Origin of the sequence: Sphingomonas canadensis (genome assembly GCF_026013525.1) — a bacterium.
Classification (GTDB): Bacteria; Pseudomonadota; Alphaproteobacteria; order Sphingomonadales; family Sphingomonadaceae; genus Sphingomonas; species Sphingomonas canadensis.
The window spans coordinates 383,233-402,155 of record NZ_JAPDRA010000001.1 but is presented as its reverse complement, the minus strand read 5'-3'; the positions used below and the strand labels follow the sequence as shown (position 1 = coordinate 402,155).

Here is an 18,923-nt window from a genome sequence, read left to right as displayed (position 1 = left end):
GCTGTCAACGGCGCTTGGGGCGCTCGCCTTGCTCCCCCGGCGGCGCTTCGCTAGCATGACGGCCAAGCGCCGGACGGCGGGAAACCGCCGCGACGGGAAGAACATAAGCGAGTGATCTGCCCGATGGAGCATGGCTCCCCAAGGCCGGGCGACGCCCCGGCACCCTCCGCGCCCGACGGGGCGCCACGCCAGGCGCGGCCGCGCAGTTCCGATTCGCGTCATTATGCCGCGCTCGATCTGGGCACGAACAACTGCCGCCTGCTGATCGCCCGGCCCCAGGGCGGGGGCTTTGCGGTGGTGGACGCCTTTTCGCGCATCGTGCGGCTGGGCGAGGGGCTGGCGACCAGCGGCCGCCTGTCCGACGCGGCGATCGAGCGGACCATCGCGGCGCTGCGCATCTGTGCCGACAAGCTGCGCCGCCGCAAGGTCTCGCTCGCCCGCTCGGTCGCGACGGAGGCGTGCCGCCGGGCGGAGAACGGCACCGAGTTCATCGGCCGCGTCTATCGCGAGACCGGCATCGCGCTCGACATCATCACCGCCGAGGAAGAGGCGCGGCTGGCCGTGCTCGGCTGCCACGCGCTGCTGGAGCCGGGCGACGGCCCCGCGCTGGTGTTCGACATCGGCGGGGGATCGACCGAGCTGGTGCTGGTCGATTCGGCCCAGCCCATGCCCGCGATCCTGGACTGGCACAGCGCGCCCTGGGGCGTCGTCTCGCTGACCGAGGCGACCGGCCATCATGGCGATGGCGCCGCACGCTATGCCGCGATGAAGGCGCTGGTGAGCGATGCCTTCGCGCCCTTTGTCGGGCGGCTCGATCCGCCGCCGGGGCCGCGCCGCCTGCTGGGCACCAGCGGCACCGTCACCACGCTCGCCAGCGTCCATCTGGGGCTGGCCAGCTATGACCGGTCGGTGGTCGACGGGCTGATCGTACCCACCGCCGCGATGCGCGCGGTGAGCGAGCGGATCGCCGCGATGACGATGGCGGAGCGCACCCGCGTCCCCTGCATCGGCAACGAGCGCGCGGACCTGGTGGTGGCCGGCTGCGCGATATTGGAGACGATCCTGGGGCTGTGGCCCGCGGAACGGCTGGGCGTCGCCGATCGCGGCATCCGCGAGGGCATATTGCGCAGGTTGATGAATGGGGGGAAGGCATGAGCCGCGGCGGCACCAGGGGGCATACGCGCGTGCGCACGGCGCGCGGGCGCACCGCGCAATCGACGCGCTGGCTGGAACGCCAGCTCAACGATCCCTATGTCAAGCGCGCCAAGGCGGAGGGCTATCGCAGCCGCGCGGCCTATAAGCTGTTGGAACTGGATGAGAAGTTCGGTTTCCTGAAGGGTTCCAAGCGCGTCGTGGACCTGGGCATCGCGCCCGGGGGCTGGGCACAGGTGGTGCGGCGCAAGCTGCCCAAGGCGGCGGTGGTCGGCATCGATCTGTTGCCCGTCGATCCGATCGATGGCGTCGAGATCCTGATGATGGATTTCCTGGACGATGCCGCGCCCGAACGGCTGATCGCCGCGCTGGGCGGGGCGCCGGACCTGATCCTGTCCGACATGGCGGCCAACACCGTGGGCCATCCGCAGACCGACGCGCTGCGCACCATGGGGCTGGTGGAGGTGGCGTTCGATTTCGTGCAGCAGGTGCTGGCCCCCGGCGGCGCCTTTGTCGCCAAGGTGTTCGCGGGCGGCGCCGATTCGCAGCTTGTCGCAGAGATGAAGCGCGCCTTCACCACGGTGAAGCACGCCAAGCCGCCGGCCAGCCGCAAGGGATCGGTCGAATGGTATGTCGTGGCCCAGGGCTTCAAGGGGCGCCCGGACGCGCCGGGGGCCTGAAGCCAGCCGACGCCCGCGTGCCGCCCCCCGGAAAGCAAAGGGCCGGAAAGCAAAAGGGCCGCGGGATCGCTCCCCGGCCCTTCGCTTGAACCCGATTCGCCGGCGGATCAGCCGTCGTAATCGCCGCCCAGATTCTGGTTGCGCGGCGGCGCCGCGGCGGTGAGGCGCAGCGCCTCCGCCTGGGCGGAGAGGCTGCCGATCTCGTCCGGCGCTTCCTCGTCGTCGATCTGAACGCGCTGCAGGCCGGAAACCACCGCCTCTTCGAGCTGGTCGGGGCGGATCGTCTCCTCCGCGATCTCGCGCAGCGCGACGACCGGGTTCTTGTCGCGATCGCGATCGAGCGTCAGCTCGGCGCCGCCGGAAATCTGCCGGGCGCGCTGCGCCGCGAACAGCACCAGATCGAACCGGTTGGGAACCTTGTCGACGCAATCCTCGACAGTGACGCGCGCCATGAACGCTTCCTTGAATCTACGGGTGTCCGGAAAGGACGCGGACCTAGGCGCGAACCCCCGGAATGTCAAGGAAATGCGCCCCTTGCCCTTTGCCCCGCGCCCTCCCATCACGTCGCCATGGCCGGGCATGCACCGCAACCGAGCTTCACGGTCGACGGCAACCGGCTGACCCTGCTCACCGAGGGGCCGGAGCGGCTGGCGAACCTGCTCGCGCTGATCGGGGCGGCGGAGCGCACGCTGCGCATCATCTATTACATCTATCTCGACGACGAAGCCGGGGCCGCGCTGCGCCAGGCGCTGATCTGCGCCGCCGAACGCGGCGTGCGCGTTTCGGTGATCGTCGACGGGCTGGGGAGCGAGACGGCCGCGGCCAACCGCTTCTTCGATCCGCTGGTGGCGGCGGGGGTGGACCTCTGCCGCTTCGTGCCGCGCTGGGGGCGGCGCTATCTGTTGCGCAACCACCAGAAGCTGGCGCTGGCGGACGAGGAGCGTGCGATCGTCGGCGGGTTCAATATCGAGACCGCCTATTTCGGCACCGCGCAGGACGGCGCCTGGCGCGACCTGGGGCTGCTGGTGGAAGGGCCGGCGGCGGCGCGGCTGGCGGGCTATTTCGACGCGCTGGCGCAATGGACGCGGCAGGAGCGCGCGCCGATGCGGCTGCTGGGCGCCACGTTGAGGAGCTGGAGCGAGCCGGCCGGTGCCGCGCGCTGGTTGCTCAGCGGGCCGATGCGGCGGCTGTCGCCCTGGGCCAAGATGTTCCGCCGAGACATGCAGCGCGCGCTGCGGATCGATTTGATCTCCTCCTATTTCGCGCCAAATCCGGCGATGCTGCGGCGGCTGGACAAGGCGGCCCGGCGCGGGCGGGTGCGCGTGGTGCTTCCCTCGCGCGTCGATCATGGCGCGGCGTTATGGGCGGCGCGCTTCACCTATGCCGGGCTGCTGCGCAAGGGCGTGGAAATCTATGAGTATCAGCCGACCAAGCTGCATACGAAGCTGTATGTGATCGACGATGTCGTCCACATCGGATCGGCCAATTTCGACATCCGCAGCATGTTCCTGAACCTGGAGCTGATGCTGCGGATCGAGGATGCGGCGTTCGCCGCGCACGTCCGCCGCTATGTCCAGGGCGAGGTGCGCGAATCGCGGCGTATTACCGGCGAGGATTACCGGCGGCAGACCGGGCCATGGACGCGCTTCCTTCAGATGGCCGCCTATTTCGTGATGGCGGTGCTCGATTATAACGTCTCGCGGCGGCTCAATTTCGGGAGGTTCAGGCGGCGGTGAGGCGCAAACGCGGCTGGAAATCGCGGCTTACGCGCATGGTGCAGGTCAGTTGGCGGGAGCGCGCGCTGCTGGCGGAGGCGGCGCTGCATCTGGCGCGGGCGCGGGTGCTGCTGGCGCTGGTGCCCTTCCCGCGGCTGTCCCCGCGCCTGGGCACCTTCGTCGCGGCGGCCGATCCGCGCGCCGCGCCGCGCACCGGCAGCGCCGATCAGGCGCGGATCGCGCGCGAGATCGGCTGGGCGGTCACCCGCGCCGCCACCCATGTGCCTTTCCGCGCGGTCTGCCTGCCCCAGGCGATCGCGGCGCAGGCGATGCTGAGGCGGCGCGGCATCGGCGCGGGGCTGCATCTGGGCGCGCGCAAGGGCACCGAAAAGCCGCTGGAGGCGCACGCCTGGCTCGACGCGGCCGGGGTGGAGGTCACCGGCTATCCGGAGAACGCCCGGCATGTGGAGATCGGCTGTTACGTCTGAAGCGGCGCGGCGGGAGGGAGAGCGGCGGCTATTTCTTGCGGCCCCAGTTCAGGATCACGGTGCTGCCGCCGCCCTCCGGGGTGGTGATCACGGCCACGGTGCTGGTGCCATCGGCCGCGCTCATCATCGTATCGGTGGATAGCGTGACCTTGAACCCGCCCTTCTCGATCTCGCCGCGCGACCAGGCGAGCACCGTCGCGGGCGCGACCGGCACGGCATAGCCCATCGATCCGCTGCCCGCGCCGGGGCCGTCCTTCGCCTCCACGCAATGACGTATCGCGGCGCCGGCATAGACGGGCGCGAAGGCGGGCTTGTGCGCGCAGCTCGCCTGGCCCGGCGCCGGAGCGTCCTTGGCGGCGCGGCCCGCAGGCCCCGCCTCCCGGTCCTTGCCGCTGCCGGAGCCGCCGCTGCTGCATGCGGTCAGCATCGCCGCCAGTCCGGCGGCCACGATCACCCGCTTCATCGCATCGCTCCTTCCGGCCTGGGCCGGATCAGAAGGGAACGTCGTCGTCCAGATCGTCGGGGAAGCCGCCGCCGAAATCGCCGCCGCGCGAGCCGCCGCCCGATCCCGCGGCCGTTCCGCCACCGCCATAGCCGGCGCCACCACCGCCGCGCGCGGAGGAGGGGCCGCCGAAATTGTCGCCGGCGCCCCAATCGTCGCCGCCGCCGCCACCGCGCGAACCGCCGCCGCCGCTACCGCCGCCGGGGGCATCGAGCAGCACCATCTGGGCGTTGAAGCCCTGCAGCACGATCTCGGTCGAATAACGGTCGGCGCCCGACTGGTCCTGCCACTTCCGCGTCTGGAGCTGGCCTTCCAGATAGACCTTCGATCCCTTGCGCAGATAGCGTTCGGCGACATTGGCCAGGCCTTCGGAGAAGATCTTCACCGTATGCCACTCGGTCTTCTCGCGCCGCTCGCCGGACTGGCGGTCCTTCCAGGTCTCGGACGTGGCGATGCGCAGCTCCACCACCTTGCCGCCGTTCTGGAAGCTGCGCGCTTCGGGGTCGCGCCCCAGGTTGCCGACCAGGATCACCTTGTTGACGCTGCCCGCCATGGAATCTCCGTCTTGGAATCGATATCAGGGGGCGGCGCCCGCCTCCCCCTTGCGCAGGTGCGCGTGGAGGAGCGGGGTACTATCGATGGGCGACGTCATCAACCTGAACCGGGCCAGAAAGGCGAAGGCACGTGTGGAGAAGTCCGCCCGCGCTGTGGAAAACCGCATCCGCTTCGGCCGGACGAAGGAGCAGAAGGCCGCCGATCGCGCCGCGCAGGAAAAGGCCGCGCGCGATCTGGACGGCGCCAGGCGCGATTAGCCGCGCTCCGGCAGACGCTATCCCAGCCCCAGCGCCACCGCCGTCCAATAGGTGATGCCCGCGCCGGCATAGGCCAGCGCGAACAGATACCCCACCATGAAGGCGGGCCATTTCCACCCGTTGGTCTCGCGCCGCGTCACCGCGATGGTGGAGATGCATTGCGGCGCGAACACGAACCACACCAGGAAGGCCAGCGCCGTCGCCAGGCTCCAGCGGCTCTGCAGCTTCTCGCGGATCGTCTCCTGCCCCGCGTCGCCTTCCGGATCGTCGATGGCGTAGACGGTGCCGATCGCCGCCACCGCCACCTCGCGCGCGGACATCGCGGGCAGCAGCGCGAGCGAGATGTCGCGGTTGAAGCCGATCGGCGCCACCACCACCTCGATCGCCGAACCGATCCGCCCCGCGATCGAATATTCGACCTGGCTCTGCCCGTCGGGCGCCTTGGGGAAGCTCAGCAGCGCCCACAGCACGATGGTGGTGACCAGGATGATGCTGCCCGCGCGCTTCAGGAACACCTCGGCGCGCTGCGCCAGGCCCAGCAACAGGTCGCGCGGCTGGGGCCATTGATATTTGGGCATTTCCATCATGAAGCCGCTGGTCGCGCCGCGCGTCACCGTGCGCCGCAGGATCAGCGCCGCCGCCAGCGCGCCCAGGATGCCGGTGATCAGCAGCCCGAACGCCACCAGCCCCTGCAACCCGACGAAGGGCAGCACCTGCCGGTTGGGGAAGAAGGCGCCGATAACCATGGTGTAGACCGGCCAGCGCGCCGAACAGGTCATCAGCGGGGCGATCAGGATCGTGGTCAGCCGGTCCTTATCGTCCGCGATGGTGCGCGTGGCCATGATGCCGGGGACGGCGCAGGCGAAGCTGGACAGCAGCGGGATGAAGGCGCGGCCCGAAAGCCCCACGCTGGCCATCAGCCGGTCCATCAGGAACGCGGCGCGCACCATGTATCCGGAGGCCTCCAGCGTCAGGATGAAGGCGAACAGGATCAGGATCTGCGGCAGGAACACCACCACCGCGCCCACGCCCGCGATCACGCCGTCCACCACCAGCGAATGCAGCCAGCCCGCGGGGATCAGCGCGCCCGCCTGCTCGCCAAGCCAGGCCATCAGCCCCTCGATCCAGCCGATCGGCGCCTCTGACCAGGCGAACACCGCCTGGAACATCACGAACATCAGCCCGAACAACAGCACCGGCCCGGCCACGGGATGCAGCGCCACCGCGTCGATCCGGTGGGTCCAGCGGCGCACCGCGGTTTCGGAGACGGTGGCGGCCAGCGCGATCTGGCGCGCGCGGCGCTGGAGCACGGTGATGTCGTGCGGCACGCCATGGCCCTCGCGCAGCGTCCGCGCGCCGGGGGAGATCACCTCGGCCAGCCGCTCCTTGAGCGCGTCCAGCCCGCGGCGGCGCACGGCGACGGTGGGCACCACGGGAACGCCCAGCTCACGCTCCAGCGCTTCGGGGTCCAGCACCAGCCCGTCGCGCTCGGCCAGGTCGAACATGTTGAGCGCCACCACCATCGGCAGCCCCAGCGCGATGAGCTGAAGCGTGAAGCGCAGGTGGTTGTCCAGATTGGCGGCGTCCACCACCACCACGATCGCGTCAGGCAGCCGCTCGCCCGCCTGCTTGCCCAGCAGCACGTCGCGGGTGACCGCTTCGTCCGGGCTCGACGGGTCCAGGCTGTAGGTGCCGGGCAGGTCGAGCAGCTCTACCGGCCGCCCATCGGCCAGCGCCAGGCGGCCCGCGTGGCGCTCCACGGTGACGCCGGGATAATTGCCCACCTTCTGCCGCGCGCCGGTCAGCGCGTTGAACAGGGCGCTTTTGCCGGCGTTGGGATTGCCGACCAGCGCGACGAGCGGTGCGGGGTTCATGCGCTCAGCCGGCCGTTGGCGCCACGTGGATCGCGCCCGCCACATGGCGGCGCAGCGCGACGATCATCCGGCCGATCCGGCACGCCACCGGCCCGCCCATCAGGCCGGAGGGGCGCAGCAGCTCCACCTCCACCCCCTCGTCCAGCCCCAGCTCGCGCAGCCGCCGCGCCTCCGGCTCGGTCAGCGCATGCCAGTCGACCGAGGCGACGACGCCCGCGCCCATGCGGGGCAGCGCGTTCAGCGGGACTCGGGAAGGGGCGGGCAAATTCATAATGCGAGCGATTATCAATAGAAGCGGTCCAACGCCAGCGCAATCCCGGCCCCGGCTGCGATTGGGGGATCGCGCCGGTGTCCGCCGGAATACAGGATTGCTGGGAGCAAAGGAGGCGGGGATATTCCGTATCGGCGCGCCCTATCCGCCCTGACCGCGCCTACACCGCCGGATAGCGCAGCCGGCCGATGAAGCGCGACAGGCTGGGCCGGTGGGTGCCCTGGCCGGTCAGGCGCCCCTTGGCCTTTTCGAACCGCATGATCCCGTCGATCCGCCGGGCCAGGAAGGCGCGGGTTTCGGCATGGCCTTCGCTGTCGTCCTGCACGAAGACGGCGACGGTGGCGGCATAGACGCCGGCCAGGATGCCGCGCTTCGTATAGTGGTTGTAATCGGTGGCGGTGTCTCCGGCCGCGCGCCACATCGCGTCGGCCGCGCGCCAGCCCAGCCGGGCGGCGCGCACGGCGTTCTGCGGCATCGCCAGGATCGCCAGCGCGCGGCGCAGCGATTCGCGATGCGGCGCCGCCAGCGCCAGCCGCGCCTCCACCAGCGCGGCGATGCGCTCGCGGATCTTCATCGCCGCAAGCGCATCGGCGGGCAGCTTCTCCAGCATCGCCCGGTCGATATGCGCGAACCAGGCGTCGATCATCTCCATCGCGCCGCCCGGGAAGCACAGATCGGCCATGCCGGGGTCCACGCCCAGCGTGCCGGCGGCGGCATGCGCGGCGGCGGGGGTCCAGCCGTCGAAGGCGGCATTGGCGGCGATCAGCGGCGCGATCGCCTCGCGCAGCTCGTCTAGCGTCGGATCGGGGGGCAGAGCGGCCATGGCCCGTTCTACTCTGCCCGCCGCACCAGCACCAGCGCCGCTGCGATCAGCATCGCGCCGACCAGATCGGGCAAGCCCAGCCGCTCGCCATAGACGATCCAGCCGACCGCACCCGCCACGATCGGCTGCACCAGCAGCGCGATGCCCACCACCAGCGGCGCGATGTGACGCAGCGCGAACAGCACCAGGCTCTGCCCCAGCACCTGGCTGGCCAGCGCCAGCCCGATCAATATGCCCCAATTGTGCGGCCACACCGTCTCGCCCAGCGCCAGCGCGAAGATCAGCATCGGCGGAACGGTGGCGATGGTGGAAAGTGCCAGCGCCGGAAACGGCGTCAGGTCGCGCCGCGCGCGCAGCATCAGCACGAAATAGACGGTGTAGAGCGCCCCCGCGAGCAGGCACAGCAGGTCGCCCGCCAGATGCTCCGGCGACATGCTGTACGAACGGCCGAGCAGCAGCACCGCGCCCGCCGCGGCCAGCGCGAAGGCCAGCCCCTGCTGCCGCGTGGGCCAGGCCCGCGCGGCGAGGAAGCCGTAGATCGGGAACATCAGCGTCGCCGAATTGCCGAACAGCGTCGAATTGGCCAGCGTCGTCTTCATCAGGCCCAGGTGCCAGCTCGCCAGGTCTCCGGCGAAGGCGAATCCCGCCAGCCCCAGCGCCCACCAATGGCCGCGCGCGCCGGCGAAGGGGCGCGGCCCGGCGGCGGCATAGCAAAGGCCGATCAGCAGCGGCGCCGCGATCGCCACGCGCCAGAAGCCCGCCGCCACCGGCCCCACGTCCGCCCCGCGCACGAACCATGGGCCGAACGCGAGCGCGATGTTCCCCGCCAGCAGCGCCGCCAGATGCCAGCCAGTTGCGGTTTGCCCGGGAGCAGTTTTTCTTGATGCCTGCGAATCGTGCATGCCGCCCCTTAGCTTCCTAGCTTGGGTTGCGTAACGAAACTCTCGGGGAGCCCGTCTCATGCCCAGCCTGTTCGATCCGATCCAGCTCGGCGCCGTGCATGCGCCCAATCGCGTGCTGATGGCGCCGCTGACCCGCGGCCGCGCGACGCAGGATCATGTGCCCACCCCGGTGATGGGCGAATATTATGCCCAGCGCGCCGGCGCCGGGCTGATCATCAGCGAGGCGACCGGGATCAGCCGCGAGGGGATGGGCTGGGTCTATGCCCCGGGCCTGTGGACCGAGGCGCAGGTGGAAGGCTGGAAGCCGGTGGTGGAGCGGCTGCATCGCGCGGGCGGGCGGATCTTCGCCCAGCTCTGGCACATGGGCCGTATCGTCCACCCCGATTTCCTGGACGGTGCCGCCCCGCTCTCGGCTTCGGCGACCACCGCGCCGGGCGAGATCAGAACCTATGCCTCCGGCGACGGCAAGAAGCCGTTCGAGCCCGCCCGCGCCGCGACGAAGGACGACATCGCCCGCGTGCTCGACGATTACAGCGCCGCCACGCGCAACGCGCTGCGCGCGGGGTTCGACGGGGTGCAGCTCCATGCCGCCAACGGCTATCTGATCGACCAGTTCCTGCGCGACGGGACCAACCTGCGCGACGATGATTACGGCGGATCGCCGGAGAACCGCGCGCGGCTGCTGCGCGAGGCGACGCTGCGGCTGATCGCCGAGGCGGGGGCGGATCGCGTCGCCGTGCGCCTTTCGCCCAATGGCGAGGTGCAGGGCGTGGACGACAGCGATCCGGCGTCGGTGTTCGTGCCGGTGGCGAAGTGGCTGGGCGAACAGGGCATCGCCTTCCTGGAGATGCGCGAATCCAAGCCGTCGAGCGATTTCCGGCCCAGCGCGGTTCCCAGGCTGAGCCCGGAGATCCGCAAGGTTTTCCCCGGCCCGCTGGTGCTCAACCAGGACTATCGCCTGGCCAGCGCGCAGGCGGACCTGGATTCGGGGCTGGCGGACGCGATCGCCTTTGGCCGGCCGTTCATCTCGAACCCCGATCTGGTGGAGCGCCTGCGCCGTGATGCGCCGCTGAACCCGCCGGTCACCGCCACGCTCTATTGGGGCGGGCCGGCGGGCTATATCGACTATCCGGCCCTGGCGGACGAACCTTCGCCGTCCGCCTGATCGAGCTTGTCGAGCCAGACGGTGATCCAGCCGCGGATCGCGCCTGCGCGGAACAGCGCGAACAGCAGCGCGACCAGCGACAGCGGCCAGAAGAGCGCGGCAAACACCAGCGCGGCCACCCCCGCGCCGATGGCGGTGGTGCGCGCGCCGCCCAGCTTTCGTTCCGCTTCCGCGGAGAGCAGGATGGCGCGCGGGCCCTTCGCGTCATACCAGCGGCTGGTGACCAGCGTGCGGCTTCCCGCGGGAGCGGGGCGCCGTGGCGCGGCCGGCCGCGGCTGCGCATTGCGCGGTTGCCGCGCGTCGCGCCGCCCGGCCGCGGGAAGGGGGCTGCGCGGACGCTCAGGAACGCCGTCGCGCGCCCAGGTATCGATCACCTCCAGCCGCCGCCCGCGCTCGACGACGCGATAGCGGGTCGGCGGGACCTGGGTCACGCTGCCGGTGCTCCGCGGCCGCCGGGCGCGTCCCCGCGCATCAGCCGAAGCGCCCCTTGAGCGCCAGCATCGCCAGCGCCGCCTGTGCGGCGCCGCCGCCCTTGTCGAGCTGCGCGGGATCGGCGCGGACGATCGCCTGTGCCTCATTCTCGGTGGTCAGGATGCCGTTGCCGATCGGCAGGCCGTCCATCGTCAGCGCCATGATGCCGCGCGCGCTTTCGTTGGCGACGATCTCGAAATGATAGGTCTCGCCGCGGATCACCGTGCCCAGCGCCACGAAGCCTTCGTAGCGCCCGGTCTCGGCCGCCAGCGCGATCGCGCCGGGCACCTCCAGCGCGCCGGGGACCGTCACCGTCTCATGGACATGCCCGGCCGCCTCGATCGCGGCGCGCGCGCCCGCCAGCAGCATATCGGCCAGATGGTCGTAGAACCGCGCCTCGACGATCAGGATACGCGCCATGTTCAGCTTTCCGGGATCGGACGCTCGCCGACGACCGACAGGCCATAGCCGTCGAGTCCCACGAGCGTGTGGTGGGTATTGGTGAGCAGGATCATGTCATGCACGCCCAGCTCGGTGAGGATCATCGCGCCGACGCCGTAATCGCGCAGTTCGTCCATCTCGCTCTGCGGGCGCTTGCCGGCCTTGGTCTCGATGGCCAGGGTGAAGCGGTCCTTGCGCGGCTTGTTGATCACCACGACCACGCCGGCGCCCTCGGCACCGATGATCTCCATCGATCGGCGCAGCAGGCCGCCCCGCTCTCCGCCTTCGCCGAACACGTCGCTGAACGGCGACAGCGCGTGCATCCGCACCAGCGTCGGCCGGGCGGGGTCGATCTTGCCCTTCATCAACGCCACCTGCTCGGTGCCGGTGGCCTTGTTCCAGAAGGTCATCGCGGTCCACTCGCCGCCCCATTCGCTGGTGAAGCGGGCCTCGGCGCGCTTTTCGACGAGATGGTCGTAGCGGCGGCGATAGGCGATCAGGTCGCGGATCGTGCCGATCTTGAGGTTGTGGAGCTGGGCGAAGGCGACCAGGTCGTCCATCCGCGCCATCGTCCCGTCGTCCTTCATGATCTCGCAGATCACGCCGGAGGGGTTGAGCCCCGCGAGCCGGGCGACGTCCACGGCCGCCTCGGTATGGCCCGCGCGCACCAGCACGCCGCCCTCGCGCGCGACCAGCGGGAAGACGTGGCCGGGGGTGACGATATGCTCGGCACCCTTGGATGCGTCGATCGCGACCGAGATGGTGCGCGCGCGATCCGCGGCCGAAATGCCGGTGGTCACGCCCTCGCGCGCCTCGATCGAGACGGTGAAGGCGGTTTCGTGCCGGGTGCCGTTGGACCGGCTCATCAGGTCCAGGCCGAGGTGGTCCACGCGCGCCTTGGTCATCGCCAGGCAGATCAGCCCGCGGCCGTATTTCGCCATGAAGTTGATCGCATCGGGCGTCGCCATCTGGGCGGGGATGACCAGATCGCCCTCATTCTCGCGGTCCTCGTCATCGACCAGGATGAACATGCGCCCGTTGCGCGCCTCGTCGATCAGCTCCTCCGGGGAGGAGAGGAACCCGTGCTTCAGACGGGCCAGATTGCCCGGTGCGCTTTCAGCCTTGGCCACGCAAAGTCTCCATGCGGCGCAGATAGCGGGCGAGAACGTCGATTTCGAGGTTCACCGGCTGCCCCGCCGCCAGTTCGCCGAAGCTGGTCACTTCGGCCGTGTGCGGAATGATGTTGAGTCCGAAGGAAACGGCATCCGCCGTATCCGCGACGCTGTTCACCGTCAGCGATACGCCGTCGACGGTGATCGATCCCTTGGCGGCGATATAGGGCGCCAGCTCGCGCGGGGCGTCTATGGTCACGCGCTGCGATCCGCCTTCCTCGCGCACCTCGGCCACATGGCCGACGCCGTCGACATGGCCGGTGACGATATGCCCGCCCAGCTCGTCGCCCAGCCTGAGCGCGCGTTCCAGGTTCAGCCGGCGGCCGGCGCGCCACATGCCGGGCGCGGTGCGGCTCACCGTTTCGCCCGAAACGTCGAACGCCACCCATCCCGGCCCCTTGTCCACCACCGTCAGGCACACGCCCGAACAGGCGATCGACGCGCCAAGATCGATCCCGGCGCTGTCATAGGAGGTGGCGACGCGCACGCGCAGGTCGCCCTGCGCTTCGACGGCATCGATCGTGCCGATGTCTGTGACGATCCCGGTGAACATCAGCCGCGCAGGTAGACCTCAAGCCGGTCGCTGCCAAGCATCCGCGTGTCGGCAAGTGTCCACTTGCCGTGCGCATGGGCAAGATCGCCAAGCCCGATGTCACCGATCGCGGCCAGACCGGCGCCCGCCAGGATCGGCGCGCGATAGAGCAGCAGCCGGTCCACCAGGTCCGCGCGCAGGAACGCGGCGGCGGTTGCCGCGCCACCCTCCACCATCAGATGATCGACGCCCTCCAGCGCGCCGATCGCCGCTGGGCCGGCCAGCGCCTCCCAGCCCTGCGGCGCGGGGCCGCGGGTCAGCAGGATGCGGCGCGGCGAACGCGCCTCCAGCCCCGCCAGCCGCACGTCCAGCCGGGGCGAATCGGCTTCGAAAGTGCCGCGCCCGACCAGGATCGCCTCGTGCCGCGCGCGCTCCAGATGGGCGTGGGCGCGCGCTTCGGGGCCGGTGATCCAGCGGCTGCTGCCGTCCGCCAGCGCGATCTGCCCGTCCAGCGTGGTGGCGAGCTTCAGCGTCACCTGCGGCCGGCCGAGCGCCTGGCGGGCGAGAAACCCGGCCATCGCCGTGCGTGCCCCGGCCTCGCGGATGCCGGTGGTCACGGCGATGCCGGCATCGCGCAGCATCGCCGCGCCGCGCCCGTTGGTCCGCGGATCGGGATCGGTGAGCGCGATCACGGCCTCCGCCACCCCCGCCGCGATCAGCAGCGCGGCGCAGGCCGGGCCACGCGGGGATTCATGCGCGCAGGGTTCCAGCGTGACATAGGCGGTGGCGCCGCGCGCGGCCTCGCCCGCCTGGGCCATCGCCATCGCCTCGGCATGCGGGCGGCCGCCGGGCTGGGTCCAGCCCCGGCCGATCGCGCGGCCGTGCTTCACGATCACGCAGCCGACATTGGGATTGGGCGCGGTAAGGCCCTTGCCGCGCGCGGAAAGCGCCAGCGCGGCGTCCATCCAGCGCGGACCGGCGGTCAAATGCCCCACGACGTCAGGAAATCGTCGACCTTCTTGAATTCGGCCTGGCGCTTCTTCTGGCGCTCCTCCAGCTCGCGCTGCTCCTTGGTCCGCGCGGTGGACATCTGTTTTTCCAGCGCCTGCATATCGGCCTGGCTGCGATCGGCCCGCCAGTCCTGCACATAGGTGATGTTGCGCTTGTAGGGGATTTCGACGCTGCGCGAATCGGTGAGGAACACCCACATCACCGTCCAGGTGACGGCGGCGGCGCCGAACAGGGTGAAGATCTCATAGCGCTGGCGCGTCGCCAGGAAGGCGCGCAGGTCACGCAGCGCGCGCAGGGGAGAGAATCGGGCGAAATACTTCCACATGACGATCGCCAAGATAGGCGCGCGGGGGCCGGGGAACCAGTCCCCCGCGCGTCCCCTCCTGGGCCGGCCGCCGCGAGGCGGGCTTCAGAGGTCTTTGAGGCGGAAACGGACGGACATGTTGCGCCAGCTTTCCTCGGCCACGCCGCCGCGGGTCGCGGGCTTGAAGCGCCACTTCTCGATCGCCTGGAGGCGTGTCGCCTCGAAGAAGGCGTCGTTGGTCGCGCTCACCTGGCGCACCTCCTTGACGCGCCCGTCGGTGCCGATGCGGACGCGGACGGTGACGCTGCCCTCGCGCTGTCCGCGGATCTCCGACGGGGGGTATTTCGGCTGGAAATCGCGGGCGAAGCGCGGGTCCTGCTGCGCCGGCATCAGCGGCAGCACGGGCGGCGGCGTCTCGATCGGCCGCGTGGCGCCGGTATCGGCCGTGCCCGATACGATCGGTGCGGCCTCGATCGGCCTGTCCGACGTGGCGGTGGCGGGGGTGGGGTCCGCAGCGGTCTTCACCTCGACGGGCGGGGTGTAGACCCGGCTCTCGATCACCTTGTCGGGAAGCTGCTTGTCCTCGACCGGCACCGGATCGGGCGGCGGAACCTCGCGCACATTATAGGTCTTCAGCACCGTGGCGGGCAGCTTCTTCACCATGTCCGGCGAAACGAAGATCAGCGCAGCGACGATGCCGCCGCTGATCAGCAGCGAAGCGCCCAGGCTGACCGGGCGCGAAGCGGCGTTGGCGTGATAGGCGGGACGATCGGCGTACATATTCGGGCCTCCATCTCCATGTTCCGGTCCTTGCCGGGTATTGGTAATGATACAACATCACCTATCATGGGTAAAGAACCTATTGCCGTGCGGTTTCCGGCGCGGCGCGGAGGATCAGGCGGACAGCCGCTCGACGGCGCGTTCGCGCCCGATCAGCGGCAGCAGCGCCGCCATGTCGGGGCCATGATCGCGCCCGGTCAGCGCACGGCGCAGCGGCAGGAACAGCGCGCGGCCCTTGCGCCCCGTCGCGGCCTGGAGCGCGGCGGTAAGCTGGCGCCAGGGATCGCCCTGCCAGTCGAGCCCATCCGCCAGCCGCGCGGCCTCGGCCAGGAAGCCGCGGTCCTCCTCGGCGGGGCTGCACGCCACCGGCCCTTCCACCACCGCCCACCATTCGGCGGCGCCCGCCACCGTCTCCAGATTGGGGCGGATCGCGTCCCAGGCGCGCGCGTCCATCCCGGCGGGCAGCCGCGCCGCCACCGCATCGAACGGAAGCTGGTGGACGATCCGGGCGTTTAGCGACGCCAGTTCGTCCTCGTCGAAACGCGCGGGCGCGCGGCCGAAGCGGGCGAGGTCGAAGGATGTGATCAGCGGCTCAGGATCGGCGAAGGGCTCCACCGGATCGCTGGTGCCGATCCGCGCGAGCAGCGCGATCAGCGCCTGGGGCTCGATCCCCGCCTCGCGGAAATGATCGATGCCGAGCGAGCCGAGCCGCTTCGAAAGCTTGCCCTCCGATCCCGTCAGCAGCGCGGTGTGGCCGAACACCGGCGGCGCCGCGCCCAGCGCCGCGAACATCTGAATCTGCGCCGCGGTGTTGGAGACATGGTCCTCGCCGCGCACCACATGACTGATGCCCATGTCGATGTCGTCGATCACCGAGGGCAGCAGGTAGAGCCAGCTTCCGTCCGCGCGGCGCACCACCGGATCGCTCATCGTCGCCGGATCGAAGCGCTGGTGCCCGCGCACCAGATCGTCCCATTCGATCGGCGCATCGTGATCGAGGCGGAAGCGCCAGTGCGGCTCGCGCCCCTCGGCGCGAAGGGCGGCGATCTCCGCCTCGCTCAGCTTCAGCGCGGCGCGATCGTACACCGGCGGCAGCCCGCGGCCGAGCAGTATCTTGCGCTTCAGCTCCAGCTCCTGCGCGGTCTCGAACGCGGGATAGACGCGGCCGGCCGCCGCCAGAACGGCGAAGCGCGCGTCGTGGCGGGCGGCGCGCGCGGACTGGCGCTCCTCGCCGTCGGGCGCCATGCCCAGCCAAGCCAGATCGGCGCGGATCGCATCGACGAAGCGTTCCTGCGAACGTTCCTTGTCGGTATCGTCGATGCGCAGCAGAAAACGGCCGCCGTGGCGGCGCGCCAGCAGCCAGTTGAGGATCGCCGTCCTCAGATTGCCGACATGCAACTGGCCCGTCGGGCTGGGCGCAAAGCGCGTGACTAGCATCTGCCCGGCTCCGCCGGGGCGGCGCCGGCCCCCGCGACCGAAAACGACTCTCGCTTCATGCGCGCCCCCTAACCCCTTTGCGTGTGCGCGAACACCGCTTTAAGGGGGCGCAATTCCTGGCGCGCACGGATGGGCACCCACGCATGAAACTGATGGCCGGCAATTCGAACCTCCCGCTCGCTCGCGCGATCGCCGACTATCTTGAGATACCGCTGACCCAGGCCAACGTCCGCCGCTTCGCCGACGAGGAGATTTTCGTCGAGATCCTGGAGAATGTCCGCGGCGAGGATGTGTTCGTGCTCCAGTCGACCAGCTTTCCGGCGAACGACAATCTGATGGAGCTGCTGATCATGATCGACGCGCTGCGCCGCGCGTCGGCCAAGCGGATCACGGCCGTCCTCCCCTATTTCGGCTATGCCCGCCAGGATCGCAAACCCGGCCCGCGCACGCCGATCTCCGCCAAGCTGGTCGCCAACCTGATCACCGTGGCGGGCGCCAACCGCGTACTCTCGGTCGATCTCCACGCCGGGCAGATCCAGGGCTTCTTCGATATCCCCACCGACAATCTGTTCGCCGCGCCGGCGATGTCGGAGGATATCAAGGCGCGCTTCGCCGGGCGCGAATGGATGGTGGTATCGCCCGACGTGGGCGGCGTGGTCCGCGCCCGCGCGCTCGCCAAGCGGCTGGAGAACGCCCCCCTCGCCATCGTCGACAAGCGCCGCGAGCGCGCCGGCGAATCGGAGGTGATGAACATCATCGGCAACGTGCAGGGCCGGTTCTGCATCCTGATCGACGATATCGTCGATTCGGCCGGCACGCTGTGCAACGCCGCCGCCGCGCTGAAGGCGGCGGGGGCCGAGGAGGTGGTGGCCTATTGCACCCATGGCGTGCTTTCGGGCGGCGCGGTGGCGCGTGTCGAGGCGTCGGAGCTGGCCGAGCTGGTGATCACCGATTCGATCGGCAACCACGATGTGATCACGGGACGGGCCAAGCTGCGCCACCTGACCATCGCCCCGCTGCTGGCCGAGGCGGTGCGCCGCATCGCCGAGGAAAGCTCGGTCTCGTCGCTGTTCGATTGAGCGGCGCGTTCGAAACCGCCCGCGATCAGCGCATCGCTTCCCAGATCAGCGCCGCGCCCACCGCCACCATCAGCACATGGATCGCGGTGTAGAAGCGTTCGGCCGGGATACGCCGGATCAGCGATACCCCGGCGAAGGTCGATGCGATCGCCACCGGCAGCAGCGCCGCCGTGGTCGCCAGATTGGCCGCGGTGAACTGGCCCAGCGCCAGATAGGCGGGCACCTTGATCCAGTTGACGGCGGCGAAGAACACCGCGGTCGTTCCCGCCAGCATCAGCGGCGGCATCCGGCGCGGCAGCACCCATAGCTGATAGGGCGGCTGGCCCGCATGCGCGATCTGGCTAGTGAAGCCCGCCACGACGCCGAACAGCGCGCCGACCCATTCGGGCATCCGCGCCGCGGCGCGCGGAAAGGCGTGGCGATCCATCCAAAGGCGATAGACGCCGAAGGCGATCGAGATGGCCCCCACCGCCGCCAGCACCGCCTGGGCCGTGACATTCGCCGCGAAGATATAGCCAAGCGCGATCCCCGCCACAGCCCCGGGCAGCATCCATCCGATCAGCGCCCAATCCACCGATCGGCGGAAGGCCCAGACGCCGACCACATCCTGGGCGATCATGATCGGCAGCGTGATCGCGGCGCCCTGCACCGGATCGACCGCAAAGGCGATCAGCGGCAACGACAGCGCCCCGATGCCGGTGAACCCGCCCTTGGCCAGTCCGAGCAGGATCACCGCCGGAATCGCCAGCGCATAGAACTGCCAGTCGGTGATCAAAGATCGTCCGTCCGCCTGCCGGAATCTGCCGCGCCGGCCCGGAGCCGCGCCTTCAGCACCTGCGGCGGCGGCGCCCACAGGAAGCCGAAGCTGACCGTGCCGTGCTTGGTCTCCACGGCATGGTGCAGCCGGTGCGCCTGCACGATCCGCTTCATATAGCGGGAACGCGGCACATAGCGGTGGGGGATGCGGCGGTGGACGATCACGTCGTGAAAGCCGAAATAGATCGCGCCATAGGCGGCGATGCCCGCGCCGATCCAGGTGAACCCCGGCCACCATTGGAGCTGCACGCCCATATAGAGCAGCGCGATCGAGGGCACCGCGAAGATGGCGGCATAGAGATCGTTCCACTCGAACGGCCCGGTGCGCGGCCGGTGATGGCTGGCATGCAGGAACCAGCCGGGGCCGTGCATCACCCAGCGATGCGCGGCATAGGCGAAGCCCTCCATCCCCAGGACGGTGAGCAGGAACAGCGCGATTCCGGCGAGCGGCGACATGGCGCCGCTATAGGCGCGAGGCGCGGCGAGGCGAAGCGGC

24 protein-coding genes are annotated in these 18,923 nt (G+C 70.2%); 7 read left to right on the top strand and 17 right to left on the bottom strand.

Annotated elements, in window-relative coordinates:
• Nucleotides 1-123 precede the first annotated feature (123 nt).
• Both OM513_RS01900 and OM513_RS01895 read left to right on the top strand, forming a co-directional pair.
• Complete coding sequence (locus OM513_RS01900; protein ID WP_264942451.1) at nt 124-1,155, top strand: Ppx/GppA phosphatase family protein; 1,032 nt, start codon at nt 124-126, stop codon at nt 1,153-1,155.
• Nucleotides 1,152-1,832: an RlmE family RNA methyltransferase gene (locus tag OM513_RS01895; RefSeq protein WP_264942450.1), complete on the top strand. Its 681-nt coding sequence runs from the start codon at nt 1,152-1,154 to the stop codon at nt 1,830-1,832. Before OM513_RS01900 ends, OM513_RS01895 begins: the two co-directional genes overlap by 4 nt.
• Nucleotides 1,833-1,939: 107 nt before the next feature.
• Here the strand turns inward: OM513_RS01895 and rpoZ are convergent, their stop codons facing one another.
• Nucleotides 1,940-2,284 (bottom strand): DNA-directed RNA polymerase subunit omega, encoded by a 345-nt coding sequence (gene rpoZ / locus OM513_RS01890; RefSeq protein WP_264942449.1) that lies wholly within the window; start codon nt 2,282-2,284, stop codon nt 1,940-1,942.
• Nucleotides 2,285-2,401: 117 nt separating this feature from the next.
• Here rpoZ and OM513_RS01885 point away from each other — a divergent pair, with 117 nt between their 5' ends.
• Nucleotides 2,402-3,568, top strand: coding sequence for a phospholipase D-like domain-containing protein (locus tag OM513_RS01885; protein ID WP_264942448.1), 1,167 nt, complete (start codon nt 2,402-2,404; stop codon nt 3,566-3,568).
• Entirely contained in the window at nt 3,565-4,035 is a 471-nt protein-coding gene (locus OM513_RS01880; RefSeq protein WP_264942447.1) for a lasso peptide biosynthesis B2 protein, read from the top strand. Before OM513_RS01885 ends, OM513_RS01880 begins: the two co-directional genes overlap by 4 nt.
• A 28-nt stretch (nt 4,036-4,063) precedes the next feature.
• Here the strand turns inward: OM513_RS01880 and OM513_RS01875 are convergent, their stop codons facing one another.
• Nucleotides 4,064-4,498 (bottom strand): lipoprotein, encoded by a 435-nt coding sequence (locus OM513_RS01875; protein ID WP_264942446.1) that lies wholly within the window; start codon nt 4,496-4,498, stop codon nt 4,064-4,066.
• 28 nt (nt 4,499-4,526) lie between these two features.
• The gene (gene ssb, locus OM513_RS01870) at nt 4,527-5,090 is read right to left on the bottom strand and encodes a single-stranded DNA-binding protein (RefSeq protein ID WP_264942445.1); all 564 of its coding nucleotides are present in this window, start codon (nt 5,088-5,090) and stop codon (nt 4,527-4,529) included.
• An 85-nt stretch (nt 5,091-5,175) separates the two neighbouring features.
• On the opposite strand from ssb, the gene OM513_RS01865 reads away from it, so the two are divergent.
• Entirely contained in the window at nt 5,176-5,349 is a 174-nt protein-coding gene (locus tag OM513_RS01865) for a DUF4169 family protein (RefSeq protein ID WP_264942444.1), read from the top strand.
• A gap of 17 nt (nt 5,350-5,366) precedes the next feature.
• On the opposite strand, the gene feoB is transcribed toward OM513_RS01865, so the two are convergent.
• The 4 genes from feoB to OM513_RS01845 all read right to left on the bottom strand — a co-directional run bounded on the left by feoB (nt 5,367) and on the right by OM513_RS01845 (nt 9,219).
• The gene (feoB, locus tag OM513_RS01860; RefSeq protein WP_264942443.1) at nt 5,367-7,223 is read right to left on the bottom strand and encodes a ferrous iron transporter B; all 1,857 of its coding nucleotides are present in this window, start codon (nt 7,221-7,223) and stop codon (nt 5,367-5,369) included.
• Nucleotides 7,224-7,227: 4 nt separating this feature from the next.
• Complete coding sequence (locus tag OM513_RS01855) at nt 7,228-7,494, bottom strand: FeoA family protein (protein WP_264942442.1); 267 nt, start codon at nt 7,492-7,494, stop codon at nt 7,228-7,230.
• 160 nt (nt 7,495-7,654) lie between these two features.
• Nucleotides 7,655-8,317, bottom strand: a complete 663-nt coding sequence (locus OM513_RS01850; RefSeq protein WP_264942441.1) for a COQ9 family protein — start codon at nt 8,315-8,317, stop codon at nt 7,655-7,657.
• A gap of 8 nt (nt 8,318-8,325) precedes the next feature.
• Nucleotides 8,326-9,219, bottom strand: a complete 894-nt coding sequence (locus OM513_RS01845; RefSeq protein WP_264942440.1) for a DMT family transporter — start codon at nt 9,217-9,219, stop codon at nt 8,326-8,328.
• A gap of 58 nt (nt 9,220-9,277) precedes the next feature.
• On the opposite strand from OM513_RS01845, the gene OM513_RS01840 reads away from it, so the two are divergent.
• The gene (locus OM513_RS01840; RefSeq protein WP_264942439.1) at nt 9,278-10,384 is read left to right on the top strand and encodes an alkene reductase; all 1,107 of its coding nucleotides are present in this window, start codon (nt 9,278-9,280) and stop codon (nt 10,382-10,384) included.
• On the opposite strand, the gene OM513_RS01835 is transcribed toward OM513_RS01840, so the two are convergent.
• The 8 genes from OM513_RS01835 to gltX all read right to left on the bottom strand — a co-directional run bounded on the left by OM513_RS01835 (nt 10,345) and on the right by gltX (nt 16,532).
• Nucleotides 10,345-10,815, bottom strand: coding sequence for a hypothetical protein (locus tag OM513_RS01835; protein ID WP_264942438.1), 471 nt, complete (start codon nt 10,813-10,815; stop codon nt 10,345-10,347). The two genes, OM513_RS01840 and OM513_RS01835, sit on opposite strands and share 40 nt — an antisense overlap.
• A 40-nt stretch (nt 10,816-10,855) precedes the next feature.
• Nucleotides 10,856-11,275 carry a 6,7-dimethyl-8-ribityllumazine synthase gene (ribH, locus tag OM513_RS01830; protein WP_264942437.1) on the bottom strand — a complete coding sequence of 140 codons (420 nt, stop codon included), beginning with the start codon at nt 11,273-11,275 and terminating at the stop codon, nt 10,856-10,858.
• 2 nt (nt 11,276-11,277) lie between these two features.
• The gene (gene ribB / locus OM513_RS01825; RefSeq protein WP_264942436.1) at nt 11,278-12,426 is read right to left on the bottom strand and encodes a 3,4-dihydroxy-2-butanone-4-phosphate synthase; all 1,149 of its coding nucleotides are present in this window, start codon (nt 12,424-12,426) and stop codon (nt 11,278-11,280) included.
• On the bottom strand, nt 12,413-13,021 hold the full coding sequence (locus tag OM513_RS01820; protein ID WP_264942435.1) for a riboflavin synthase: 609 nt from the start codon (nt 13,019-13,021) through the stop codon (nt 12,413-12,415). Before OM513_RS01820 ends, ribB begins: the two co-directional genes overlap by 14 nt.
• Nucleotides 13,021-13,965 carry a bifunctional diaminohydroxyphosphoribosylaminopyrimidine deaminase/5-amino-6-(5-phosphoribosylamino)uracil reductase RibD gene (gene ribD / locus OM513_RS01815; protein WP_264943010.1) on the bottom strand — a complete coding sequence of 315 codons (945 nt, stop codon included), beginning with the start codon at nt 13,963-13,965 and terminating at the stop codon, nt 13,021-13,023. The genes OM513_RS01820 and ribD overlap by 1 nt, the downstream gene beginning before the upstream one ends.
• Before the next feature lie 17 nt (nt 13,966-13,982).
• A complete protein-coding gene (locus OM513_RS01810) occupies nt 13,983-14,336 on the bottom strand; it encodes a hypothetical protein (RefSeq protein WP_264942434.1) in 354 nt (117 codons plus the stop codon).
• An 84-nt stretch (nt 14,337-14,420) separates the two neighbouring features.
• Complete coding sequence (locus OM513_RS01805) at nt 14,421-15,095, bottom strand: energy transducer TonB (protein WP_264942433.1); 675 nt, start codon at nt 15,093-15,095, stop codon at nt 14,421-14,423.
• A gap of 114 nt (nt 15,096-15,209) precedes the next feature.
• Nucleotides 15,210-16,532, bottom strand: coding sequence for a glutamate--tRNA ligase (gltX, locus tag OM513_RS01800; protein WP_264942432.1), 1,323 nt, complete (start codon nt 16,530-16,532; stop codon nt 15,210-15,212).
• Between the two features lie 143 nt (nt 16,533-16,675).
• On the opposite strand from gltX, the gene OM513_RS01795 reads away from it, so the two are divergent.
• Entirely contained in the window at nt 16,676-17,611 is a 936-nt protein-coding gene (locus OM513_RS01795) for a ribose-phosphate pyrophosphokinase (protein WP_264942431.1), read from the top strand.
• Nucleotides 17,612-17,636: 25 nt separating this feature from the next.
• Here OM513_RS01795 and OM513_RS01790 read toward each other — a convergent pair whose 3' ends face one another.
• Nucleotides 17,637-18,386, bottom strand: coding sequence for a sulfite exporter TauE/SafE family protein (locus tag OM513_RS01790; protein WP_264942430.1), 750 nt, complete (start codon nt 18,384-18,386; stop codon nt 17,637-17,639).
• Nucleotides 18,383-18,883, bottom strand: a complete 501-nt coding sequence (locus tag OM513_RS01785) for a sterol desaturase family protein (RefSeq protein ID WP_264942429.1) — start codon at nt 18,881-18,883, stop codon at nt 18,383-18,385. Before OM513_RS01785 ends, OM513_RS01790 begins: the two co-directional genes overlap by 4 nt.
• Nucleotides 18,884-18,923 lie beyond the last annotated feature (40 nt).

What these genes read in the sequence shown, in the direction of transcription:
- OM513_RS01900 (WP_264942451.1), top strand. Translation starts at nt 124, where the DNA reads ATGGAGCATGGCTCCCCAAGGCCGGGCGACGCCCCGGCACCCTCCGCG.
- OM513_RS01810 (WP_264942434.1), bottom strand. Translation starts at nt 14,336, where the DNA reads ATGTGGAAGTATTTCGCCCGATTCTCTCCCCTGCGCGCGCTGCGTGAC.
- OM513_RS01850 (WP_264942441.1), bottom strand. Translation starts at nt 8,317, where the DNA reads ATGGCCGCTCTGCCCCCCGATCCGACGCTAGACGAGCTGCGCGAGGCG.
- OM513_RS01875 (WP_264942446.1), bottom strand. Translation starts at nt 4,498, where the DNA reads ATGAAGCGGGTGATCGTGGCCGCCGGACTGGCGGCGATGCTGACCGCA.
- gltX (WP_264942432.1), bottom strand. Translation starts at nt 16,532, where the DNA reads ATGCTAGTCACGCGCTTTGCGCCCAGCCCGACGGGCCAGTTGCATGTC.
- OM513_RS01865 (WP_264942444.1), top strand. Translation starts at nt 5,176, where the DNA reads ATGGGCGACGTCATCAACCTGAACCGGGCCAGAAAGGCGAAGGCACGT.
- OM513_RS01885 (WP_264942448.1), top strand. Translation starts at nt 2,402, where the DNA reads ATGGCCGGGCATGCACCGCAACCGAGCTTCACGGTCGACGGCAACCGG.
- OM513_RS01795 (WP_264942431.1), top strand. Translation starts at nt 16,676, where the DNA reads ATGAAACTGATGGCCGGCAATTCGAACCTCCCGCTCGCTCGCGCGATC.
- OM513_RS01805 (WP_264942433.1), bottom strand. Translation starts at nt 15,095, where the DNA reads ATGTACGCCGATCGTCCCGCCTATCACGCCAACGCCGCTTCGCGCCCG.
- feoB (WP_264942443.1), bottom strand. Translation starts at nt 7,223, where the DNA reads ATGAACCCCGCACCGCTCGTCGCGCTGGTCGGCAATCCCAACGCCGGC.
- OM513_RS01895 (WP_264942450.1), top strand. Translation starts at nt 1,152, where the DNA reads ATGAGCCGCGGCGGCACCAGGGGGCATACGCGCGTGCGCACGGCGCGC.
- OM513_RS01820 (WP_264942435.1), bottom strand. Translation starts at nt 13,021, where the DNA reads ATGTTCACCGGGATCGTCACAGACATCGGCACGATCGATGCCGTCGAA.
- OM513_RS01785 (WP_264942429.1), bottom strand. Translation starts at nt 18,883, where the DNA reads ATGTCGCCGCTCGCCGGAATCGCGCTGTTCCTGCTCACCGTCCTGGGG.
- rpoZ (WP_264942449.1), bottom strand. Translation starts at nt 2,284, where the DNA reads ATGGCGCGCGTCACTGTCGAGGATTGCGTCGACAAGGTTCCCAACCGG.
- ribD (WP_264943010.1), bottom strand. Translation starts at nt 13,965, where the DNA reads ATGGACGCCGCGCTGGCGCTTTCCGCGCGCGGCAAGGGCCTTACCGCG.
- OM513_RS01840 (WP_264942439.1), top strand. Translation starts at nt 9,278, where the DNA reads ATGCCCAGCCTGTTCGATCCGATCCAGCTCGGCGCCGTGCATGCGCCC.
- OM513_RS01845 (WP_264942440.1), bottom strand. Translation starts at nt 9,219, where the DNA reads ATGCACGATTCGCAGGCATCAAGAAAAACTGCTCCCGGGCAAACCGCA.
- OM513_RS01855 (WP_264942442.1), bottom strand. Translation starts at nt 7,494, where the DNA reads ATGAATTTGCCCGCCCCTTCCCGAGTCCCGCTGAACGCGCTGCCCCGC.
- ribH (WP_264942437.1), bottom strand. Translation starts at nt 11,275, where the DNA reads ATGGCGCGTATCCTGATCGTCGAGGCGCGGTTCTACGACCATCTGGCC.
- ssb (WP_264942445.1), bottom strand. Translation starts at nt 5,090, where the DNA reads ATGGCGGGCAGCGTCAACAAGGTGATCCTGGTCGGCAACCTGGGGCGC.